At 67.1% G+C, this 15,395-nt stretch carries 15 protein-coding genes; 4 read left to right on the top strand and 11 right to left on the bottom strand.

The genetic code is table 11. The annotated features are described in order from the left end of the window. Positions 1-3 precede the first annotated feature (3 nt). The 4 genes from AC56LK_RS08975 to AC56LK_RS08960 all read right to left on the bottom strand — a co-directional run bounded on the left by AC56LK_RS08975 (position 4) and on the right by AC56LK_RS08960 (position 3,822). A complete protein-coding gene (locus tag AC56LK_RS08975; protein WP_497184203.1) occupies positions 4-1,197 on the bottom strand; it encodes an acyl-CoA dehydrogenase in 1,194 nt (397 codons plus the stop codon). A gap of 158 nt (positions 1,198-1,355) precedes the next feature. Further along, positions 1,356-2,318, bottom strand: coding sequence for an AraC family transcriptional regulator (locus AC56LK_RS08970; protein ID WP_497184202.1), 963 nt, complete (start codon positions 2,316-2,318; stop codon positions 1,356-1,358). Positions 2,319-2,356: 38 nt separating this feature from the next. Then, the gene (locus tag AC56LK_RS08965; protein WP_497184201.1) at positions 2,357-3,193 is read right to left on the bottom strand and encodes an SDR family NAD(P)-dependent oxidoreductase; all 837 of its coding nucleotides are present in this window, start codon (positions 3,191-3,193) and stop codon (positions 2,357-2,359) included. 122 nt (positions 3,194-3,315) lie between these two features. Further along, positions 3,316-3,822: a flavin reductase family protein gene (locus AC56LK_RS08960; protein ID WP_436104131.1), complete on the bottom strand. Its 507-nt coding sequence runs from the start codon at positions 3,820-3,822 to the stop codon at positions 3,316-3,318. 118 nt (positions 3,823-3,940) lie between these two features. On the opposite strand from AC56LK_RS08960, the gene msrA reads away from it, so the two are divergent. After that, positions 3,941-4,480: a peptide-methionine (S)-S-oxide reductase MsrA gene (gene msrA / locus AC56LK_RS08955; protein WP_497184200.1), complete on the top strand. Its 540-nt coding sequence runs from the start codon at positions 3,941-3,943 to the stop codon at positions 4,478-4,480. On the opposite strand, the gene AC56LK_RS08950 is transcribed toward msrA, so the two are convergent. Both AC56LK_RS08950 and pdxH read right to left on the bottom strand, forming a co-directional pair. Further along, positions 4,473-5,687, bottom strand: coding sequence for a class I SAM-dependent methyltransferase (locus AC56LK_RS08950; protein WP_497184199.1), 1,215 nt, complete (start codon positions 5,685-5,687; stop codon positions 4,473-4,475). The two genes, msrA and AC56LK_RS08950, sit on opposite strands and share 8 nt — an antisense overlap. 65 nt (positions 5,688-5,752) lie before the next feature. Next, positions 5,753-6,949 (bottom strand): pyridoxamine 5'-phosphate oxidase, encoded by a 1,197-nt coding sequence (gene pdxH / locus AC56LK_RS08945; RefSeq protein ID WP_497184198.1) that lies wholly within the window; start codon positions 6,947-6,949, stop codon positions 5,753-5,755. An 88-nt stretch (positions 6,950-7,037) separates the two neighbouring features. Between pdxH and tcdA the strand changes: the two genes are divergently transcribed. The 3 genes from tcdA to cysK are packed head-to-tail and all read left to right on the top strand — an operon-like array spanning position 7,038 to position 9,473. Then, a complete protein-coding gene (tcdA, locus tag AC56LK_RS08940; RefSeq protein WP_497184197.1) occupies positions 7,038-7,928 on the top strand; it encodes a tRNA cyclic N6-threonylcarbamoyladenosine(37) synthase TcdA in 891 nt (296 codons plus the stop codon). A 35-nt stretch (positions 7,929-7,963) separates the two neighbouring features. After that, entirely contained in the window at positions 7,964-8,515 is a 552-nt protein-coding gene (locus AC56LK_RS08935; protein WP_497184196.1) for an FKBP-type peptidyl-prolyl cis-trans isomerase, read from the top strand. A 25-nt stretch (positions 8,516-8,540) separates the two neighbouring features. Continuing rightward, positions 8,541-9,473, top strand: a complete 933-nt coding sequence (gene cysK / locus AC56LK_RS08930; protein WP_497184195.1) for a cysteine synthase A — start codon at positions 8,541-8,543, stop codon at positions 9,471-9,473. A gap of 50 nt (positions 9,474-9,523) precedes the next feature. On the opposite strand, the gene AC56LK_RS08925 is transcribed toward cysK, so the two are convergent. The 5 genes from AC56LK_RS08925 to AC56LK_RS08905 all read right to left on the bottom strand — a co-directional run bounded on the left by AC56LK_RS08925 (position 9,524) and on the right by AC56LK_RS08905 (position 15,169). Next, on the bottom strand, positions 9,524-10,516 hold the full coding sequence (locus AC56LK_RS08925) for a cation diffusion facilitator family transporter (protein ID WP_497184194.1): 993 nt from the start codon (positions 10,514-10,516) through the stop codon (positions 9,524-9,526). Further along, the gene (locus AC56LK_RS08920; RefSeq protein ID WP_497184193.1) at positions 10,513-10,839 is read right to left on the bottom strand and encodes an ArsR/SmtB family transcription factor; all 327 of its coding nucleotides are present in this window, start codon (positions 10,837-10,839) and stop codon (positions 10,513-10,515) included. Before AC56LK_RS08920 ends, AC56LK_RS08925 begins: the two co-directional genes overlap by 4 nt. Positions 10,840-10,919: 80 nt before the next feature. Then, complete coding sequence (locus AC56LK_RS08915; RefSeq protein ID WP_497184192.1) at positions 10,920-13,724, bottom strand: M16 family metallopeptidase; 2,805 nt, start codon at positions 13,722-13,724, stop codon at positions 10,920-10,922. 33 nt (positions 13,725-13,757) lie between these two features. Next, positions 13,758-14,663, bottom strand: coding sequence for a metallophosphoesterase family protein (locus AC56LK_RS08910; protein WP_497184191.1), 906 nt, complete (start codon positions 14,661-14,663; stop codon positions 13,758-13,760). Positions 14,664-14,686: 23 nt separating this feature from the next. Beyond that, on the bottom strand, positions 14,687-15,169 hold the full coding sequence (locus AC56LK_RS08905) for a CinA family protein (RefSeq protein WP_497184190.1): 483 nt from the start codon (positions 15,167-15,169) through the stop codon (positions 14,687-14,689). Between the last annotated feature and the right edge of the window lie 226 nt (positions 15,170-15,395).

Raw genomic sequence — 15,395 nt, 5'->3', positions numbered from 1 at the left:
AGATCAGAACGCGGCGATGCCGGTCTGGGCACGGCCGAGGATCAGCGCGTGGATGTCGTGGGTCCCTTCGTAGGTGTTGACCACTTCGAGGTTGACCATGTGGCGCACGATGCCGAACTCGTCCGAGATACCGTTTCCGCCGAGCATGTCCCTTGCGGTGCGGGCAATATCCAGCGACTTGCCGCAGGAATTGCGCTTCATGATCGAGGTGATCTCGACGGCGGCAGTGCCTTCGTCCTTCATGCGGCCCAGGCGCAGGCAGCCCTGCAGGCCGAGGGTGATTTCGGTCTGCATGTCGGCCAGCTTCTTCTGCACCAGCTGGTTGGCGGCGAGGGGCTTGCCGAACTGCTTGCGGTCCAGCACGTACTGGCGCGCGGTGTGCCAGCAGTCTTCGGCCGCGCCCAGCGCGCCCCAGGCGATGCCGTAGCGCGCCGAATTCAGGCAGGTGAACGGACCCTTCAGGCCGCGCACCTCCGGGAAGGCGTTTTCTTCCGGGCAGAACACCTCGTCCATGACGATCTCGCCGGTGACCGAGGCACGCAGGCCGAACTTGCCGTGGATGGCCGGCGCGCTCAAGCCCTTCCAGCCCTTTTCCAGCACGAAGCCGCGGATCGCGCCTTCATCGTCCTTGGCCCAGACCACGAACACGTCGGCGACCGGCGAATTGGTGATCCACATCTTGGAACCGGTCAGCGAGTAGCCGCCCTCGACCTTGCGCGCGCGGGTGACCATCGAGCCCGGGTCGGAGCCGTGGTTCGGCTCGGTCAGGCCGAAGCAGCCGATCCATTCGCCGGTGGCCAGTTTCGGCAGGTATTTCTGTTTGGTTTCTTCATTGCCGAACTCGTAGATCGGCACCATCACGAGCGAGGACTGCACGCTCATCATCGAACGGTAGCCGGAGTCGACGCGCTCGACTTCGCGCGCGATCAGGCCGTAGGCCACGTAATTCAGGCCGGGACCGCCGTACTGTTCCGGGATGGTCGGGCCGAGCAGGCCGAGTTCGCCCATCTCGCGGAAGATCGAGTTGTCCATGCGCTCGTGGCGGAAAGCCTCGAGGATGCGCGGCTTCAGCTTGTCCTGGCTATAGGCCGCGGCGGCGTCGCGCACCATGCGCTCCTCGTCGGTCAGCTGGCTGTTCAGCAGCAGCGGGTCATCCCAGTGGAAAGCGGCTTTGCGGGGCGAATCGGAATGGCTCATGGATCTTCCTGTCTCGGTGGGGTTTTTTCAACGAAAACGAAGGCGCGCACCCGTCCCTGGGGCGCGCCATAGCCTGCCCATTATAGGAATGACGCAGCGCCGCATCTTTTGAATCTGCGACAGGCATTTTCATTTTTGCCCGGCCGGCAAGCCCTGCCTTATTGTGTAAACGATACCGCCTGTGCCAGGCCGGCATTGCGCAGACGCAGCATGTCCCTGCTCGGGGCCGAGCCGAAATGGCGCGCGTATTCGCGGCTGAACTGCGAGGGGCTGGCATAGCCGACGCGCTGGCAGGCCAGGCCGGCGTCCATGCCGCTCGACAGCATCAGGCGGCGCGCTTCCTGCAGGCGCAGGGTCTTCTGGAATTGCAGCGGGCTCATCGAGGTCAGCGACTTGAAATGCTCGTGCAGCGACGACGCACTCATGTGCGCCAGCGCGGCCATGTCCTCGATGCGGATCGGCTGGTCGTAATGGCGGCGAATCCAGTCGACCACCTTGCCGATCCGGTGCGATTCAATCCGTCCGAGCTGGGCCAGGCGGGCGCCGAAGGGGCCGCGCAGCAGGCGCAGCACGATTTCGTCGACCGCGAGCGGCGCCAGCAGGGCGGCTTCCTCGGGCTGGCCGGCCAGGGCCATCAGGCGTGCGGCGGCATCGACGATGGCCTCGCCGGCCTGCGCCACATAGATGGCACGCTTGTCGGCGACGGCCGGCACGCCGTCCGGGTAGGCTTTCAGGATCAATTCCGCCAGGCGTTGCTGGTCGAAATCGAGACGAAAGGACAGGTAGGGAGCCGCCACGCTGGCCTGCCGGATCATGGCGGCGATCGGCAGGTCGAGCGAGAAGATCATCATGCGCGAAGGGTCGTACTCATACGACTCCTCGCCCAGCATCACGGTCTTGGCGCCCTGGGCCACGATGCACAGGGCAGGGCGATGCAGGCCATGCACCAACTCGGCGCTGCTGGTCGAGGCACGGATGGCGTGCACCCCGGGAATGCAGGTCTCGAAGGAACCGTCCTGGGGCGCGTTGGCGGCAAGCAGCCGCGCCAGCCGCGCGAGCGGCGTGGCTGGCTGCATGGCCGGCTGGGCGCCGGCGAGAATGGGAAACTGGGACGAGTTCATGGCTCGATCGCAGGATACACCAGTCCACTTCCAGGTGCTCAGGCGGCGTGGTCGGTCGAGGTCGACAGCGCGGCCATGCCGTTCAGCTCGCTCAACCTGGCGTCGATCGCCGCTGTCGCCATGGCGAGCGCATCGCTGCCGGCCAGGAATTGCCTGGGCGGATTTTCCATACCGGCCAGGCGCAGCACGGCGGTCGCGAGTTTCGCAGGATCGCCCAGCTGCTTGCCATGGTAGGCGCCATAAGCGTGCTCGACCGAGCCGTACATGGCATAGTCTTCGATCACTTTCTGGCCGTAGCGGACCGAGGACTGGTCGAGGAAGTCGGTGCGGAAGAAGCCCGGCTCGACGGTGGTGAGCCTGATGTCGAACTTGGCCAGTTCCAGTGCCAGCGAGGCGGACAGGCCCTCGATCGCGTACTTGGTGGCGCAGTAGACCGAGGCCCCGTCGAAGCCGGTGACGCCGGCGATCGAGCTGATGTTGATGATATGGCCGGCACGCTGGCTGCGCAGTACCGGCAGGGCGGCGCGCAGCACGTGCATGACGCCGAAGACGTTGACGCCGAATTGCTGCGCGATCTCGGCCGGCGACAGCTCCTCGAAGTTGCCCAGCAGGCCGTAGGCGGCGTTGTTGACGAGCACGTCGATGCGGCCGAAGCGCGCGACGGCGGCCCGGATCGCGGCCGGCGCCTGCTCCTCCCTGGCGACGTCGAGCTCGACCAGCGCGACCTGGGCCGGGTCGACCGAGGCGAAGGTGGTCTTCAGTTGTTCCAGGCTGCGGGCCGCCGCCACGACGTGGTCGCCGGCGGCGATGGCTGCGTGGGCGATTTCTGCGCCGATGCCGCGGCCGGCGCCCGTGATGAACCAGACTTTACGCATTTCTCTTCTCCATGTTGTGCCGCTGGGTGCGGCGTTGAGGTAAAGAGAATGGTAGGGCGCGGCTTGCGGGCGGACTTGCCTAAAACTACGGAGAACTGGCGCGATCCTCGCCGGCTGCAGTCCTACTCCGTTGCGCCGAATCGTCCGCCATGGAACAGCAGCGCCGACTGCGGGTGGACCGCGCATTCCTCGACTTCGCCGACAAAGATGACGTGGTCGCCTTCTGGATAGCGGCTGCGGTTGTGGCACTCGAACCAGGCCGAGACGCCCTTCAGGATCGGCTGGCCGGTGCGCGACAGTTCATAGTCGACGCCGTCGAAGGGATTCTCGATGCTGCGGCGCGAAAAGCGCAGCGCCAGTTCCTGCTGGCCGGCGGCCAGCACGTTGATGACGTAGTGCGAGTTGCCGCTGAAGATGGGCAGGCTGTTGGCGCCGGCCCCCAGGCTCCACAGGACGAGCGGAGGCTCGAGCGAGACCGAGTTGAAGGAGCTGGCGGTCAGCCCGCGGAAGGAGCCATCGGCAAGGCGCGTGGTGATGACGGTGACACCGGTGGCGAATTGCGACAGCGCATGGCGAAAATGCGCCGAATCGAAACCGCGCGTCGTGGCGCGGGGAGCACGTGTATTCATTGGACCGCCATTATGCCACTGTCGGGGCATGGACCGGTTCCGCATCCTGCGTCCACTGCAAGAAAGCCTGCTTTGCGTTACATTAAGAACCATTAAAATTGACGAATCAAGGTGTGCGATGAGCGATCAAGCAGGAAGGGAAATAGCCATCCTGGGCGGCGGATGCTTCTGGTGCCTGGAGGCGGTCTACCTGGAGGCGCGCGGCGTGACAGGCGTGGAATCGGGCTATATGGGCGGCCAGGTCGTCAACCCGACCTACGAGCAAGTGTGCTCGGGAACTACGGGCCACGCCGAGGTGGTGCGGGTGGAGTTCGACCCGTCCGTGATCAGCTACCGTGACATCCTCGAGGTGTTCTTCACGATCCACGATCCGACCACGCCTGACCGCCAGGGCAATGACGTCGGTCCCCAGTACCGCTCGGTGATCTTCACCACCTCGCCGGAGCAGGAAGCCACGGCGCGCAAGGTGATGGCCGAGATGGCGGCGGTGTGGGACGCGCCGATCGTGACCCAGTTGCTGCCGCAGGAGACCTGGTACAAGGCCGAGGACTACCACCAGAATTACTTCGCGCAGCATCCGCTGCAGGGATATTGCGCGTTCGTGGTGGCGCCGAAGGTAGCGAAGTTCCGCAAGACCTTCAGCGAGCGCCTCAAGTAGGGTACATATAGCGCCGCGACCACGGCAACTGTTCCACGCTCCCGTCCGCCTTCCCGCACACGATCTGGTAGAGGCTGATCCTGCCATGCGCGAAGGCATAGGCGCAGCCGGCCAGGTACAGGTGCCAGATCCGGAAGTGCTTCTCGTCCGTCAGCGTCCGGATGTGCTCGGCGTTGTTCTCGAAATTGTCGGTCCAGAGCGCACAGGTCCTGGCGTAATGGCGCCGCAGGTTCTCGACGTCGCGCACTTCCAGCCCGCCTTCCTGCATCGCCCGCACCACGGTGGACAAATGGGCCAGCTCGCCGTGCGGGAACACGTACTGGTCGATGAACTCGCCGCCGCCGTAGGGGGTGGCGCCGTTGTCGACATTGGTGGTCGTGATCCCGTGGTTCATCGCCACGCCGTCCGGCGCCAGCAGCCCGTCGAGGCGTGAAAAATACCCGGTCAGCTGCTGCACGCCGACGTGCTCGAACATGCCGACGCTGGTGATGCGGTCGTACGTGCCATCGACGTCGCGGTAGTCCTGCAGGCGGATCTCGACCTGTCCCTGCAGGCCCGCGCGTTCGACCCGCTCGCGTGCAAGCCGGGCCTGGTTTTCCGACAGCGTGACGCCGACGCAGCGTGCCCCGAAAGCCTGCGCGGCGCGCAGCACCAGCGCGCCCCAGCCGCAGCCGATGTCAAGGAGCAGCTGGCCGGGCCGCAGGTCGATCTTGCGCAGGATGTGATCGATCTTCTGCTGCTGCGCCGTGGCCAGGTCTTCCGTGCCGTTCTCGAAGTAGGCGCAGGAATACACCATGGCGGGGTCGAGCCAGGCCGCGTAGAAGTCGTTGGACACGTCGTAGTGGTAGCGGATCGCCTCGGCGTCGCTTTCGCGCGTGTGCGGCGCAAGGTGGGTGCCGAGGCGCAGCAGCTCGCCCAGGCGGCTGCGTCCCTTGTCGAGGCTGGCGGCCAGGGCATTGCCGACGTTGATGATGTCGGCGGCGCGGCCCTTGATGTCGATCGCGCCCTCGACGTAGGCGCGCCCGAGGTTGTACAGCGAGGGCGAACGCAGGTAGCGCAGGGCGGAGCGGTCGGGGACGCGGATGGTCACGCGCGGCTCCGGAGAGAACTCGATTTGCCGGCCGTCCCAGAGCTCCACCCGCAAGGGCAGGGACAGCTTGTCACGCAGGCCGGCGCTCCAGGCCGACAGCATCATCTGTTCGAACACGGGCATACCTCCGGCATTCACGGCCGGCGGAGCGTGCTGGATGAACAGCGTGCGCTGTCGCCGGCTCAGGGTTGCAGGCGCAGACGGGTCCAGCTGCCGTCTTCCTGCCGCTCGTAGACGATGCGGTCGTGGAAGCGGGAGCGGCGTCCCTGCCAGAATTCCAGGCGCTCGGGCACGAGGCGGAAACCGCCCCAGTTATCCGGACGCGCCGGTTCTTCACCGGCCTGCCGTGCCACGGCTTCGTAATTCTGTTCCAGCTCGGCACGGCTGCCGATCGGAGCGCTTTGCCGCGAGGCGATGGCCGACAGGCGGCTTTTCAGCGGCCGGCTGCGGAAATACCGGTCGCTTTCCTCGCTCGAGGTGCGCTCTACTCGTCCTTCGATGCGAACCTGACGTTCGAGTTCGCTCCAAAAGAATAACAAAGCTGCGTATTGATTATCCTCCAACTCATGGCCTTTGCGGCTGTCGTAGTTGGTGTACCAGGTGAAGCCGCGCTCGTCGAACTGCTTGACCAGCACGATGCGCGAACTCGGGCGGCCGTTGGCGGCCACCGTGGCCACCGACATGGCGTTCGGCTCGTTCACCTCGGCCTTCAGGGCCTGCTCGAACCACTGGGTGAACTGGCGTATCGGGTCGTCCAGCACCTCGTCTTCGTTCAGGCTGGCCTGGCCGTAATCCTGGCGCAGGTCGGCCACGGCCTGGCCGACCGAAGGCGGCGGGCTGGCCTCGGCGCCGATGCCGCGGCGGCGCTGCATCGCCTTGCCGAGTTGCGCCATCTGCTCGGGGCTGAACAGCCGCAGCGCCATCGGCGCCATCGTGCTTTCCTCGCGCTCCATGTGGGCCAGATAGCGCTGGCTGAAGCGCTGCACCGCGCTGGCCGACAGGGTCGCCGTCTGGCCTTCCGCGATGGCGCTCAGTTGCTCATGCAAATCCTGCCACAGCGCGTCCATCTCCTTGTGGTCCTGCAGGATCACCGGCGCCAGCGCCTGCAGCGTAGCGGCGTCTTCGCCCTGCGCCACCGCGCGCAGCATCGGGATCAGGTCCTGTTCCTCGTCGTCGTGGTGCAGGTGGGCCGCTTTCTCGAAGTAGTTCAGCACCGCGCCCGCCGCCTGGCGCGCCTGCTCGTCGGCGCCGAATTCCGGCAGGTGGGCGAGCAGCTTGTCGAGGGTCGCCAGCTGCTTGCGGATGCGTCCGTGGCAATGCTTGAGGACGGCAATCGGCTGGTCGAAATCGGGGGCAGTGTCGTGGAGGTTCAGGGTCATTGGCGTTTTGTTGACACACGAGAAGAATTTGATTGACTAGGAGCTATTTTAGTGCAGCCGTGCAAGCGACGTCCGTTAAAATGGCGGGATGAACCTGACAGACACCCCCACTCTTGCAGCCACCCTGGACGACGAAGTCGACTTTGCGCGCCGCTTCGGCGGGATTGCGCGCCTCTACGGCGAGCGTGCGCTCGAACGCTTCCGTGCGGCGCACGTTTGCGTGATCGGTGTCGGCGGCGTCGGTTCCTGGATCGTCGAGGCGCTGGCGCGCAGCGCCGTCGGCCACCTGACCCTGATCGACCTCGACAACGTGGCCGAATCGAACATCAACCGCCAGCTGCAGGCGCTCACGTCGACCATCGGCATGCCGAAGATCGAGGCGCTGAAGCAGCGCATCGCCCAGATCAACCCGTTCTGCCAGGTGACCCTGGTCGAGGACTTCATCGACCCGGAGAACATCGAGACGATGATCGCCGGTAAAGGCTTCGACTACGTGGTCGACGCCATCGACGGCGTCAAGTCGAAGGCGGCCCTGATCGCTTACTGCAGCGCCAACAAGCTGCCGCTGGTCGTCATCGGCGGCGCCGGCGGCCAGACCGACCCGACCAGGATCGAGGTGCGCGACCTGGCCCGCACCGAACAGGAGCCCCTGCTGAAGAAGGTGCGCAAGATCCTGCGCGCCCAGTACGGCTTCGCCAAGGGCGAAAAGAACAAGTACCACATCGACGCCGTGTTCTCGATGGAGCCGCTGCGCTATCCCGAGAGCGGCGATGTGTGTTCTGTCGACCCGAACGGCATCACCGGCCTGAACTGCGCCGGCTTCGGCTCGAGCATGGTGGTCACGGCCACCTTCGGCATGGTGGCGGCCGGCCACCTGCTGCGCAAGCTGGCGGATGCCGCCAACGCCGAAACCTTGGCCGAGGCCAAACCTGTTGCTCACGTGCAAACTGTGCAAGCGGAAGAGGCCTTGCTATCATAGGATCAGTTATTGATCACTTTGATGGAAGAGCCCACATGATCCGTCGTACCGCATTCGCCGCCCTGATGCTGGTGGCCACCGCTGCCGCTGCCCAGGATACCGCCGCCCAGCAGCAGGACGCCTCCAAGCCCACCACCCAGCCTGCGCCAGAGCAGCAGACCGTGCCGCAGGCGACCCAGCCGCCAAGCGCTTCTCAGCCGACCTTGCCGCAAGCCGAGCCGGCCATCCCGGTGCCGCCGCCGCCCCAGGTCGAGATCATCGACCGCGTGGTCGGCAAGGGCAAGGAAGCCACCGTCGGCAGCAAGGTCCTGGTCCACTACACCGGCTGGCTGCACAAGCCGCTGGCGCCCAAGCAGCGCGGCAAGAAATTCGATTCCTCGCTCGACCGCGGCGACCCGCTCGAGTTCCAGCTCGGTGCCGGCATGGTCATCAAGGGTTGGGAACAGGGCGTACAGGGCATGAAGACCGGCGGCAAGCGCACCCTGATCATCCCGAGCGCGCTGGCCTACGGCAAGCGCGGCGCCGGCGGCATGATCCCGCCCGATGCCGACCTGATCTTCGACGTGGAACTGATGAACGTGAAGTAAGTCTAACGACCAACCGGAGACCGGCATGCGCATCGCGAACGACGTTACTGAACTGATCGGCAACACTCCTCTCGTACGGATCCGCAGGCTGGCGCCGAAGGCCGGCGCCGAGATCCTCGGCAAGCTGGAGTTCCACAATCCCGCGCACAGCGTCAAGGACCGCATCGGCCTGGCCATGATCGAGGCCGCCGAGCGGGCCGGGATGATCAAGCCGGATACCATCATCGTCGAACCCACCAGCGGCAACACCGGCATCGCGCTGGCGATGGTGTGCGCCGCGCGCGGCTACCGCTGCAAGCTGGTGATGCCCGAGACCATGAGCAACGAAAGGCGCATGCTGCTGCGCGCCTACGGCGCCGAACTGGTGCTCACGCCGGGCAGCGAAGGCATGCTGGGCGCGATCCGCCGCGCCGAGGAGCTGGTGGCCTCCGATCCGCGCTGCTTCATGCCGCAGCAGTTCAACAACCCGGCCAACCCGGAAGTCCACCGCAACACCACGGCCGAGGAAATCTGGCGCGACACCGACGGCCGCATCGACATCCTGGTGGCCGGTGTCGGCACCGGCGGCACCATCACCGGCGTGAGCGAAGTGATCAAGGCGCGCAAGCCGGGCTTCCAGGCGATCGCCGTGGAGCCGGAAGCCTCGCCCATGCTGTCCAAGGGGACCAAGGGTCCGCATCCGATCCAGGGCATCGGCGCCGGCTTCGTGCCGGCGGTGCTGAATACCGGCGCCTACGACGAAGTGATCACCGTGAAGAACGAGGACGCCTTCGAGACCGCCCGCGCCGCGGCGCGCGAGGAAGGGCTGCTGGTGGGGATTTCGTCGGGCGCCGCCCTGTGGGCGGCGATGCAGGTGGCGCAGCGGCCGGAGAATGCGGGGAAGATGATCGTGACGATCATTCCCTCGTTCGGGGAGCGTTATCTCAGTACGGCCTTGTACGCCAACCTGGCCGGCTGAGCGCTCGGCCGGTCCGCTACGATCCCGGCCCGCGCCGGGATTTTTTTTCCTCAGTGCGCATGCGCGTGATGGTCGTGATCATGGTCGTGCTCATGTCCCTCCAGCGCGCAATCATGGCGCGTCGTTCCTTCCTCGACCTGCAGCGTGCAGTGGTGGATCCCGAAATCGCTCCTCAGCTTCGCCACCATCTCGTCCAGCACCCGGTCCCCCGGATACCCGCCCGGCATCACCACGTGCGCCGTCAGCGCGTTCTCGGTCGTGCTCATCGCCCAGATGTGCAGGTCGTGCACTTCCTTCACGCCCGGCTGGCCGGCCAGGTAGCCCTGCACCGCGCCCACATCGATGCCGGGCGGTACCGCCGCCATCGACAGCTGCACCGATTCGCGCAGCAGCGACCAGGTGCCGAGCACGATCACGAGCACGATCAGCAGGCTCACCGCCGGATCGATCCAGGTCCAGCCGGTGCCCATGATGACCAGCCCCGAGATCACCACGCCCAGCGACAGCGCTGCATCGGCCGCCATGTGCAGGTAGGCGCCGCGCACGTTCAGGTCGCCCTTGCTGCCGGCCATGAACAGCCAGGCCGAGAAGCCGTTGATCACGACCCCGATCGCCGCGACGATCGACACCGTCATGCCCTGCACGGGCGCCGGCTCGGCGAAGCGCTGCACCGCTTCCCAGGCGATGGCGCCGCAGGCCACCATCAGCAGCAGGCCGTTGGCCAGCGCCGCCAGGATCGAGGAGCCGCGCAGGCCGTAGGTGTAGCGGCCCTTGGGCGCGCTCTTGGCCAGCACCGCCGCGCCCCAGGCCAGCACCAGGCCGAGCACGTCGGACAGGTTGTGGCCGGCATCCGCCATCAGGGCGGTGGAGTGGGCGATGAAGCCGTATACGAATTCGATGGCCACGAACAGCGCGTTGACGCCGATCGCCAGCGCGAAGGCGCGGCCGTTGCCGGCCGGGTCGGGCATGGGGTGATGGTGGTGTCCGAAGCCGTGATGGTGGTCGCGATGGTGATCGTGATCGTGGTGGTGGTCGTGGCTCATGCGTCGATTCCGTTGGCTGGTTCGGCGATGTGCTCGAACATATTGGCGAGCAGGCTGCTGATGTGGGCATCGGCGGCCGAGTAGAAGACCTGCTTGCCCTGGCGCTCGGCCTTGACGATGCGGGCGGCGCGCAGCAGGCGCAGGTGGTGGCTGACCAGCGAACTGGACAAATCAAGGGAGGCGGCGATGTCGCCCACCGCGGTCGGCTGCGCCAGGCAGGCCAGCACGATGCGCAGGCGGGTGGCGTCGCCGAGCAGGTGGAACAGGTCCGCCAGCTCCTCGACCGCGCCGGCCGCGTGTTCGAATTCAGGGATCGTTGGCATATTTAACGTGTGAAGATTTGTTCACATGTTATGCCAAATGGCCGTGGCCGGCAAGTGTGGGGTGACTGATGATGGCGACCCTAGCGCGAGCGCGGCAGCTGCCCGTCGTTGTCGCGCACTTCCGCCTCTCCCAATCCGAGCGGCTGCAGCTGCGGCAGGATGCGTTTGCGGTCGCCCACGGCCACCACGACCATCCGCTCCGGCACCAGGTACTTGCGCGCCGCGGCCTGGGCCTGCGCCGCGGTGACGCTCGCCAGCTGGGCGGGCAGGCGGGCGTAGTAATCCGGCGGCAGGCCGTAGACGAAGATCTCGGCCAGGCTGGCGCCGATGTCGGCATTGGTCTCGAACGCCCCCGGCAGCGACAGTACCTGGGCGTCGCGGGCGGCGGCCAGCTCGGCGGACGGCAGCGGCGCGCTGCGGATTGCCTCGAGCTCACGGAAGATCTCGCGCGCCGAAGCGCCGGTGGCATCGCGCTGCACGCTGCCGGCGATCACGAAGGGCCCCGGCGTACGGTCGTAGCGGAAGTAGGAATGGATGCCGTAGGTATACCCCTTGGTCTCGCGCAGGTTGTTGTTGAGGCGGCTGGAGAACATGCCGCCGAGCGCGCCGTTCATCACCTGCAGCGCCGGGAAGTCGGCGGTATCGCGGGCCACGCCGATCGCGGTCACGCGCAGCGCGGTCTGGACCGCGCCCGGCTGGTCGACCAGCACCAGGCGTGCGCCCGTGCCGGCCGGCTCGCCCGGCCCGCCCTCGGGCGCCTCGGCGCGCGGCCAGGCCGCGAAGCGCGCTTCCACCAGCGCCTTCAGTTCGCCGCGCGAGATGTCCCCCGACACCACCAGCGCGGCATTCTCCGGCACGTAGTGGCGGCGCCAGAAGTTCACCAGGTCGTCGCGGGTCACCGCGCGGATCGCCGGCTCGGTGCCGAGCTGGCCATAGCCCTTCGGGTGCCGGCTGCCGTACAGTGCGCCGAGCGCGGCCACCGCCGCCACCGTTTCGGGATCGTCGCGCTGCTGGATCAGCTCCCCGATCCGGTCGGCGCGCTGGCGCTCGACTTCCGCCGTCGGGAAGGCCGGACGCAGCACGATGTCGGCCAGCACGTCGAGTGCGGGAGCGAAGGTCGCGCGCAGCGCCAGCAGCGACACGGTGGAGGCGTCCGCGCTGCAGCCGGACTCCAGGAAGGCGCCCAGCTGCGCGATCTCGTCGGCGATCTGCGGCGCGCTGCGCGTGGCCGTGCCTTCTTCCAGCATCTGCGCCGTGAAGCCGGCCAGGCCGGGCAGGGCGGCGGGATTGGCGGCGCTGCCGCTGCGTACCACCAGCTGGCTCGATACCAGGGGCAGGCCCGGCTTGTAGTGGTGGATCACGGTCAGGCCGTTGGCCAGCTTGAAGGACTCGCCCTGGGGCAGGGTAAAGCGCGGCGCCGGGCCGGCCTTCGGCTGCTTCGCGCGCCAGGGTTCAGGAGTATTGCTCCCCGCGCCGCTCGGCGCCGTCTTGCCGCTACCCCTCGCCTTCGGCATGCGCGGATCGTCGATCACCGGTTTGCCGGGCAGGCCGGTGACCACGGCGCGGGCCTGCTGGCGCAGGTAAGTGCGCACGGCGCGCTGCACGTCGGCCGGGGTGATGCGGCGCAGGCGCTCGACGTCCTTGGCCAGGTAGCCGGGGTCGCCCGTGTACTGGTTGTAGTGGTTCAGCTGGTCCGCCAGCCCGTCGCCGCCGAGCTTTTCGATGGAACTCAGGAGCGCGGTCTCGATGCTGTTGCGGGCGCGCTCGACTTCGCGCTGCGAAGGGCCGTGCTGGCGCAGCTGATCCAGCTCGGCATCGACCGCCGCTTCGAGTTCGCGCGCTTCGACCCCGGGGCGCGCCGTGACGTCGATGATGAAGGTCGAGCTCAGGCCCTGGGAATTCTGGCTGGCGTCGACCTCCTGGGCGATCTGCTGCTCGTAGACCAGCTTCTTGTACAGCCGGCTCGCCTTGCCGCCTCCCAGGATTTCGGCGGCCACCGCCAGCTCGGCGTCGCCGGGCTGGAAGGCCGGCGGCGTGAGCCAGCCCATGAACACGCGCGGCAGCTCGACGCGGTCGTGCACGACCACCCGGCGCTCAGCCGTGATCGGCGGCGTCGCCACGCTGGGGCGGGCCACCGGCGGGCTGCGCTTGAAACTGCCGAAATAGCGCTCGACCAGGGCCCGCGTCTTCACTTTATCGATGTCGCCGGCGATCACGATGCTGGCATTGTTCGGTCCGTAGTAGCGCGCGAAGAACTGGCGCACGTCGTCCAGCTTCGCGTTCTGGATGTCGGCATGCGAGCCGATGATCGAGGCGTGATAGGGGTGGCCCTTGGGGAAGAGTGCATGCGCCAGCGCTTCCTCGACCAGGCCGTAGGGCTCGTCCTCGACGGTCTGGCGGCGTTCGTTGCGCACCACGTCCTGCTGGTTGCTGAGTGCCTTCTGGTCGAGGACGTCGAGCAGGTAGCCCATGCGGTCGGCGTGCACCCACAGCGCCAGCTCCAGCTGGTTCGAGGGCACGGTGTCGTAGTAGCTGGTGCTGTCGTAGCCGGTGCCGCCGTTGCTGTCGGTGGCGCCGGCGCCCTCCAGCAGGCGGTCGGCCATGCCGCGCGGGATGTGGCGCGTCGCCGAGAACATCATGTGCTCGAACAGGTGGGCGAAGCCGGTCAGCCCGGGGACCTCGTTGGCGGGACCGACGTGGTACCAGACGTTCACGGCCACGATCGGCAGGCGCCGGTCTTCGACCAGGATTAGCTGCAGGCCGTTGGCCAGCACGGTTTTGTCGAAAGCGACGGTGGGCAGTGGCGCCTGGACGGATGGGGCGCCGACAGGCGTAGCAAGGGTAGTCATCATCAGGATAAGAACAAGGAGCCGGAAGAATTTCATGGGGTGCTCCGTGGGTGACGGCGCCGGATCGACTCAGTGGCAGCTTCCACGTCCATGGTCGAGCGTGGCGCCGGCCGGCACGCGGCCCGGGTCGGCCGGCAGGAAGCGCCACTCGTAGGCGCCGTCCAGCAGGCGCAGCGCCAGTACGCCATCATAACTGGCTTCGCGCACTTCGCTGTGCGGCGTGTACTGCAGGAAGGGCGTGGGGTAGGCCCCGCCGGTACCGACCACGAACTGGCGCAGCCCGCGGGCCGGGTCGAGCCGGCCGTCGGCGTCTTGCGGCGCGAAGCGCTCGTAGTCGTGGTCGTGGCCGGACAGGACGACTTCGGCGCCGGCCGCATGCAGCAGCGCGAAGGCGTCGCGCATGCGCCCCGGGCCGATATGCCCGCCCGAGGTGTAGAGCGGATGGTGCCAGAAGGCGAGGGTACAGCTGGCTTTCAGGCGCGCCAGCTCCTCGCGCAGCCAGGCGATCTGGGCGGCGTGGGCGGCGCCTTGCAGGTTGCTGTCGAGCGAAATCACGAGCCAGCTGCCGAGCCGCAGGCTGTACCAGCTCTTCCCCGCGGGTTTCGCGCGTGCGCCGAAATAGGCGAAGTAGGGGGCGGCGCCCGGCGTCGCGTATTCGTGATTGCCGGGCGTCGGCCAGGTACGGTCCCGGAAGCGCCCCCAGGTCGGCCCGTAGCAGTGCTCGAACTCGGCCGCCGTGCCATACTGGTAGGTATGGTCGCCCAGGGTCAGTACGGCGGAGGCGGGATCGGTGCGCAGCAGTCCCTCGACCAGCGCGGCGGTGGCGGCGGCGCCGGACCAGCGCGGGTCGGGATGCTTGCAGCGTGCGATGTCGCCGGCCGCATACACGGTGTACGCAGCGGTAAAGGCAAACGCCGGCCCGGCGGCGGCGAGCAGCGCCAGGCCGCCCAGCAGGCGTGGCGCCATCGGGATCATCGCGGGATCTTTCGGCGCTGCTATTATTCGATGAAGCGCAGCAGGCCCTGCAGCGCATGCGCCACGGTCTGCTCGCGCACCGCCTTGCGGTCGCCCTGGAACACCAGGCGCTCGGTATAGGTCGTGTCGCCGCGCGACCAGCCGAAGCAGACGGTGCCGACCGGCTTGCCCGGCACGGCGCCGGTGGGGCCGGCGATGCCGGTGGTCGACACCGCCACGTCGGCCGTGCTGCTGGACAGCGCGCCCTCGGCCATCTTGCCGGCCACTTCCTCGCTCACCGAGCCGAATTGCGCGATGAGTGCGGCCGGCACATCCAGCAGCTCGGTCTTGGAATTGTTGGAATAGGTGACGAAGCCGCAGTCGAACCAGCCGGTGGAACCCGGGATTTCGGTGATCGCCTGGGACACGCCGCCCCCGGTGCAGGATTCGGCGGTGACCAGCACCAGGCGCTTGGCCTCGAGTGCCCGGCCAACTTTGGTAGCAAGATCTAGGATATCGTTCGTCACGTGAGGCTCCTTTGAGTACGGGTTGGACCGGTTCCTTGGGGCGCTCGCAAGCGGCGCGCTTTCATTCTAGCGCGGTCCGTGCTCGTCCGACACGGAAAGCTCACACTTAAAGCAAGATGCATTTTTTACCCATTACGCATGTCCGTATTGACGGGTCGCCGAGGCCTGAATCGTGAAAAGTTCCGTGCGACATGACACGAAGTCGTCGGTTATGCTGTACGCGCCG

This window comes from Telluria sp. ZB4P36 (genome assembly GCF_059685865.1).
Note: the sequence above shows the minus strand (reverse complement) of the source record. Positions and strands in the feature narration are given on the sequence as shown.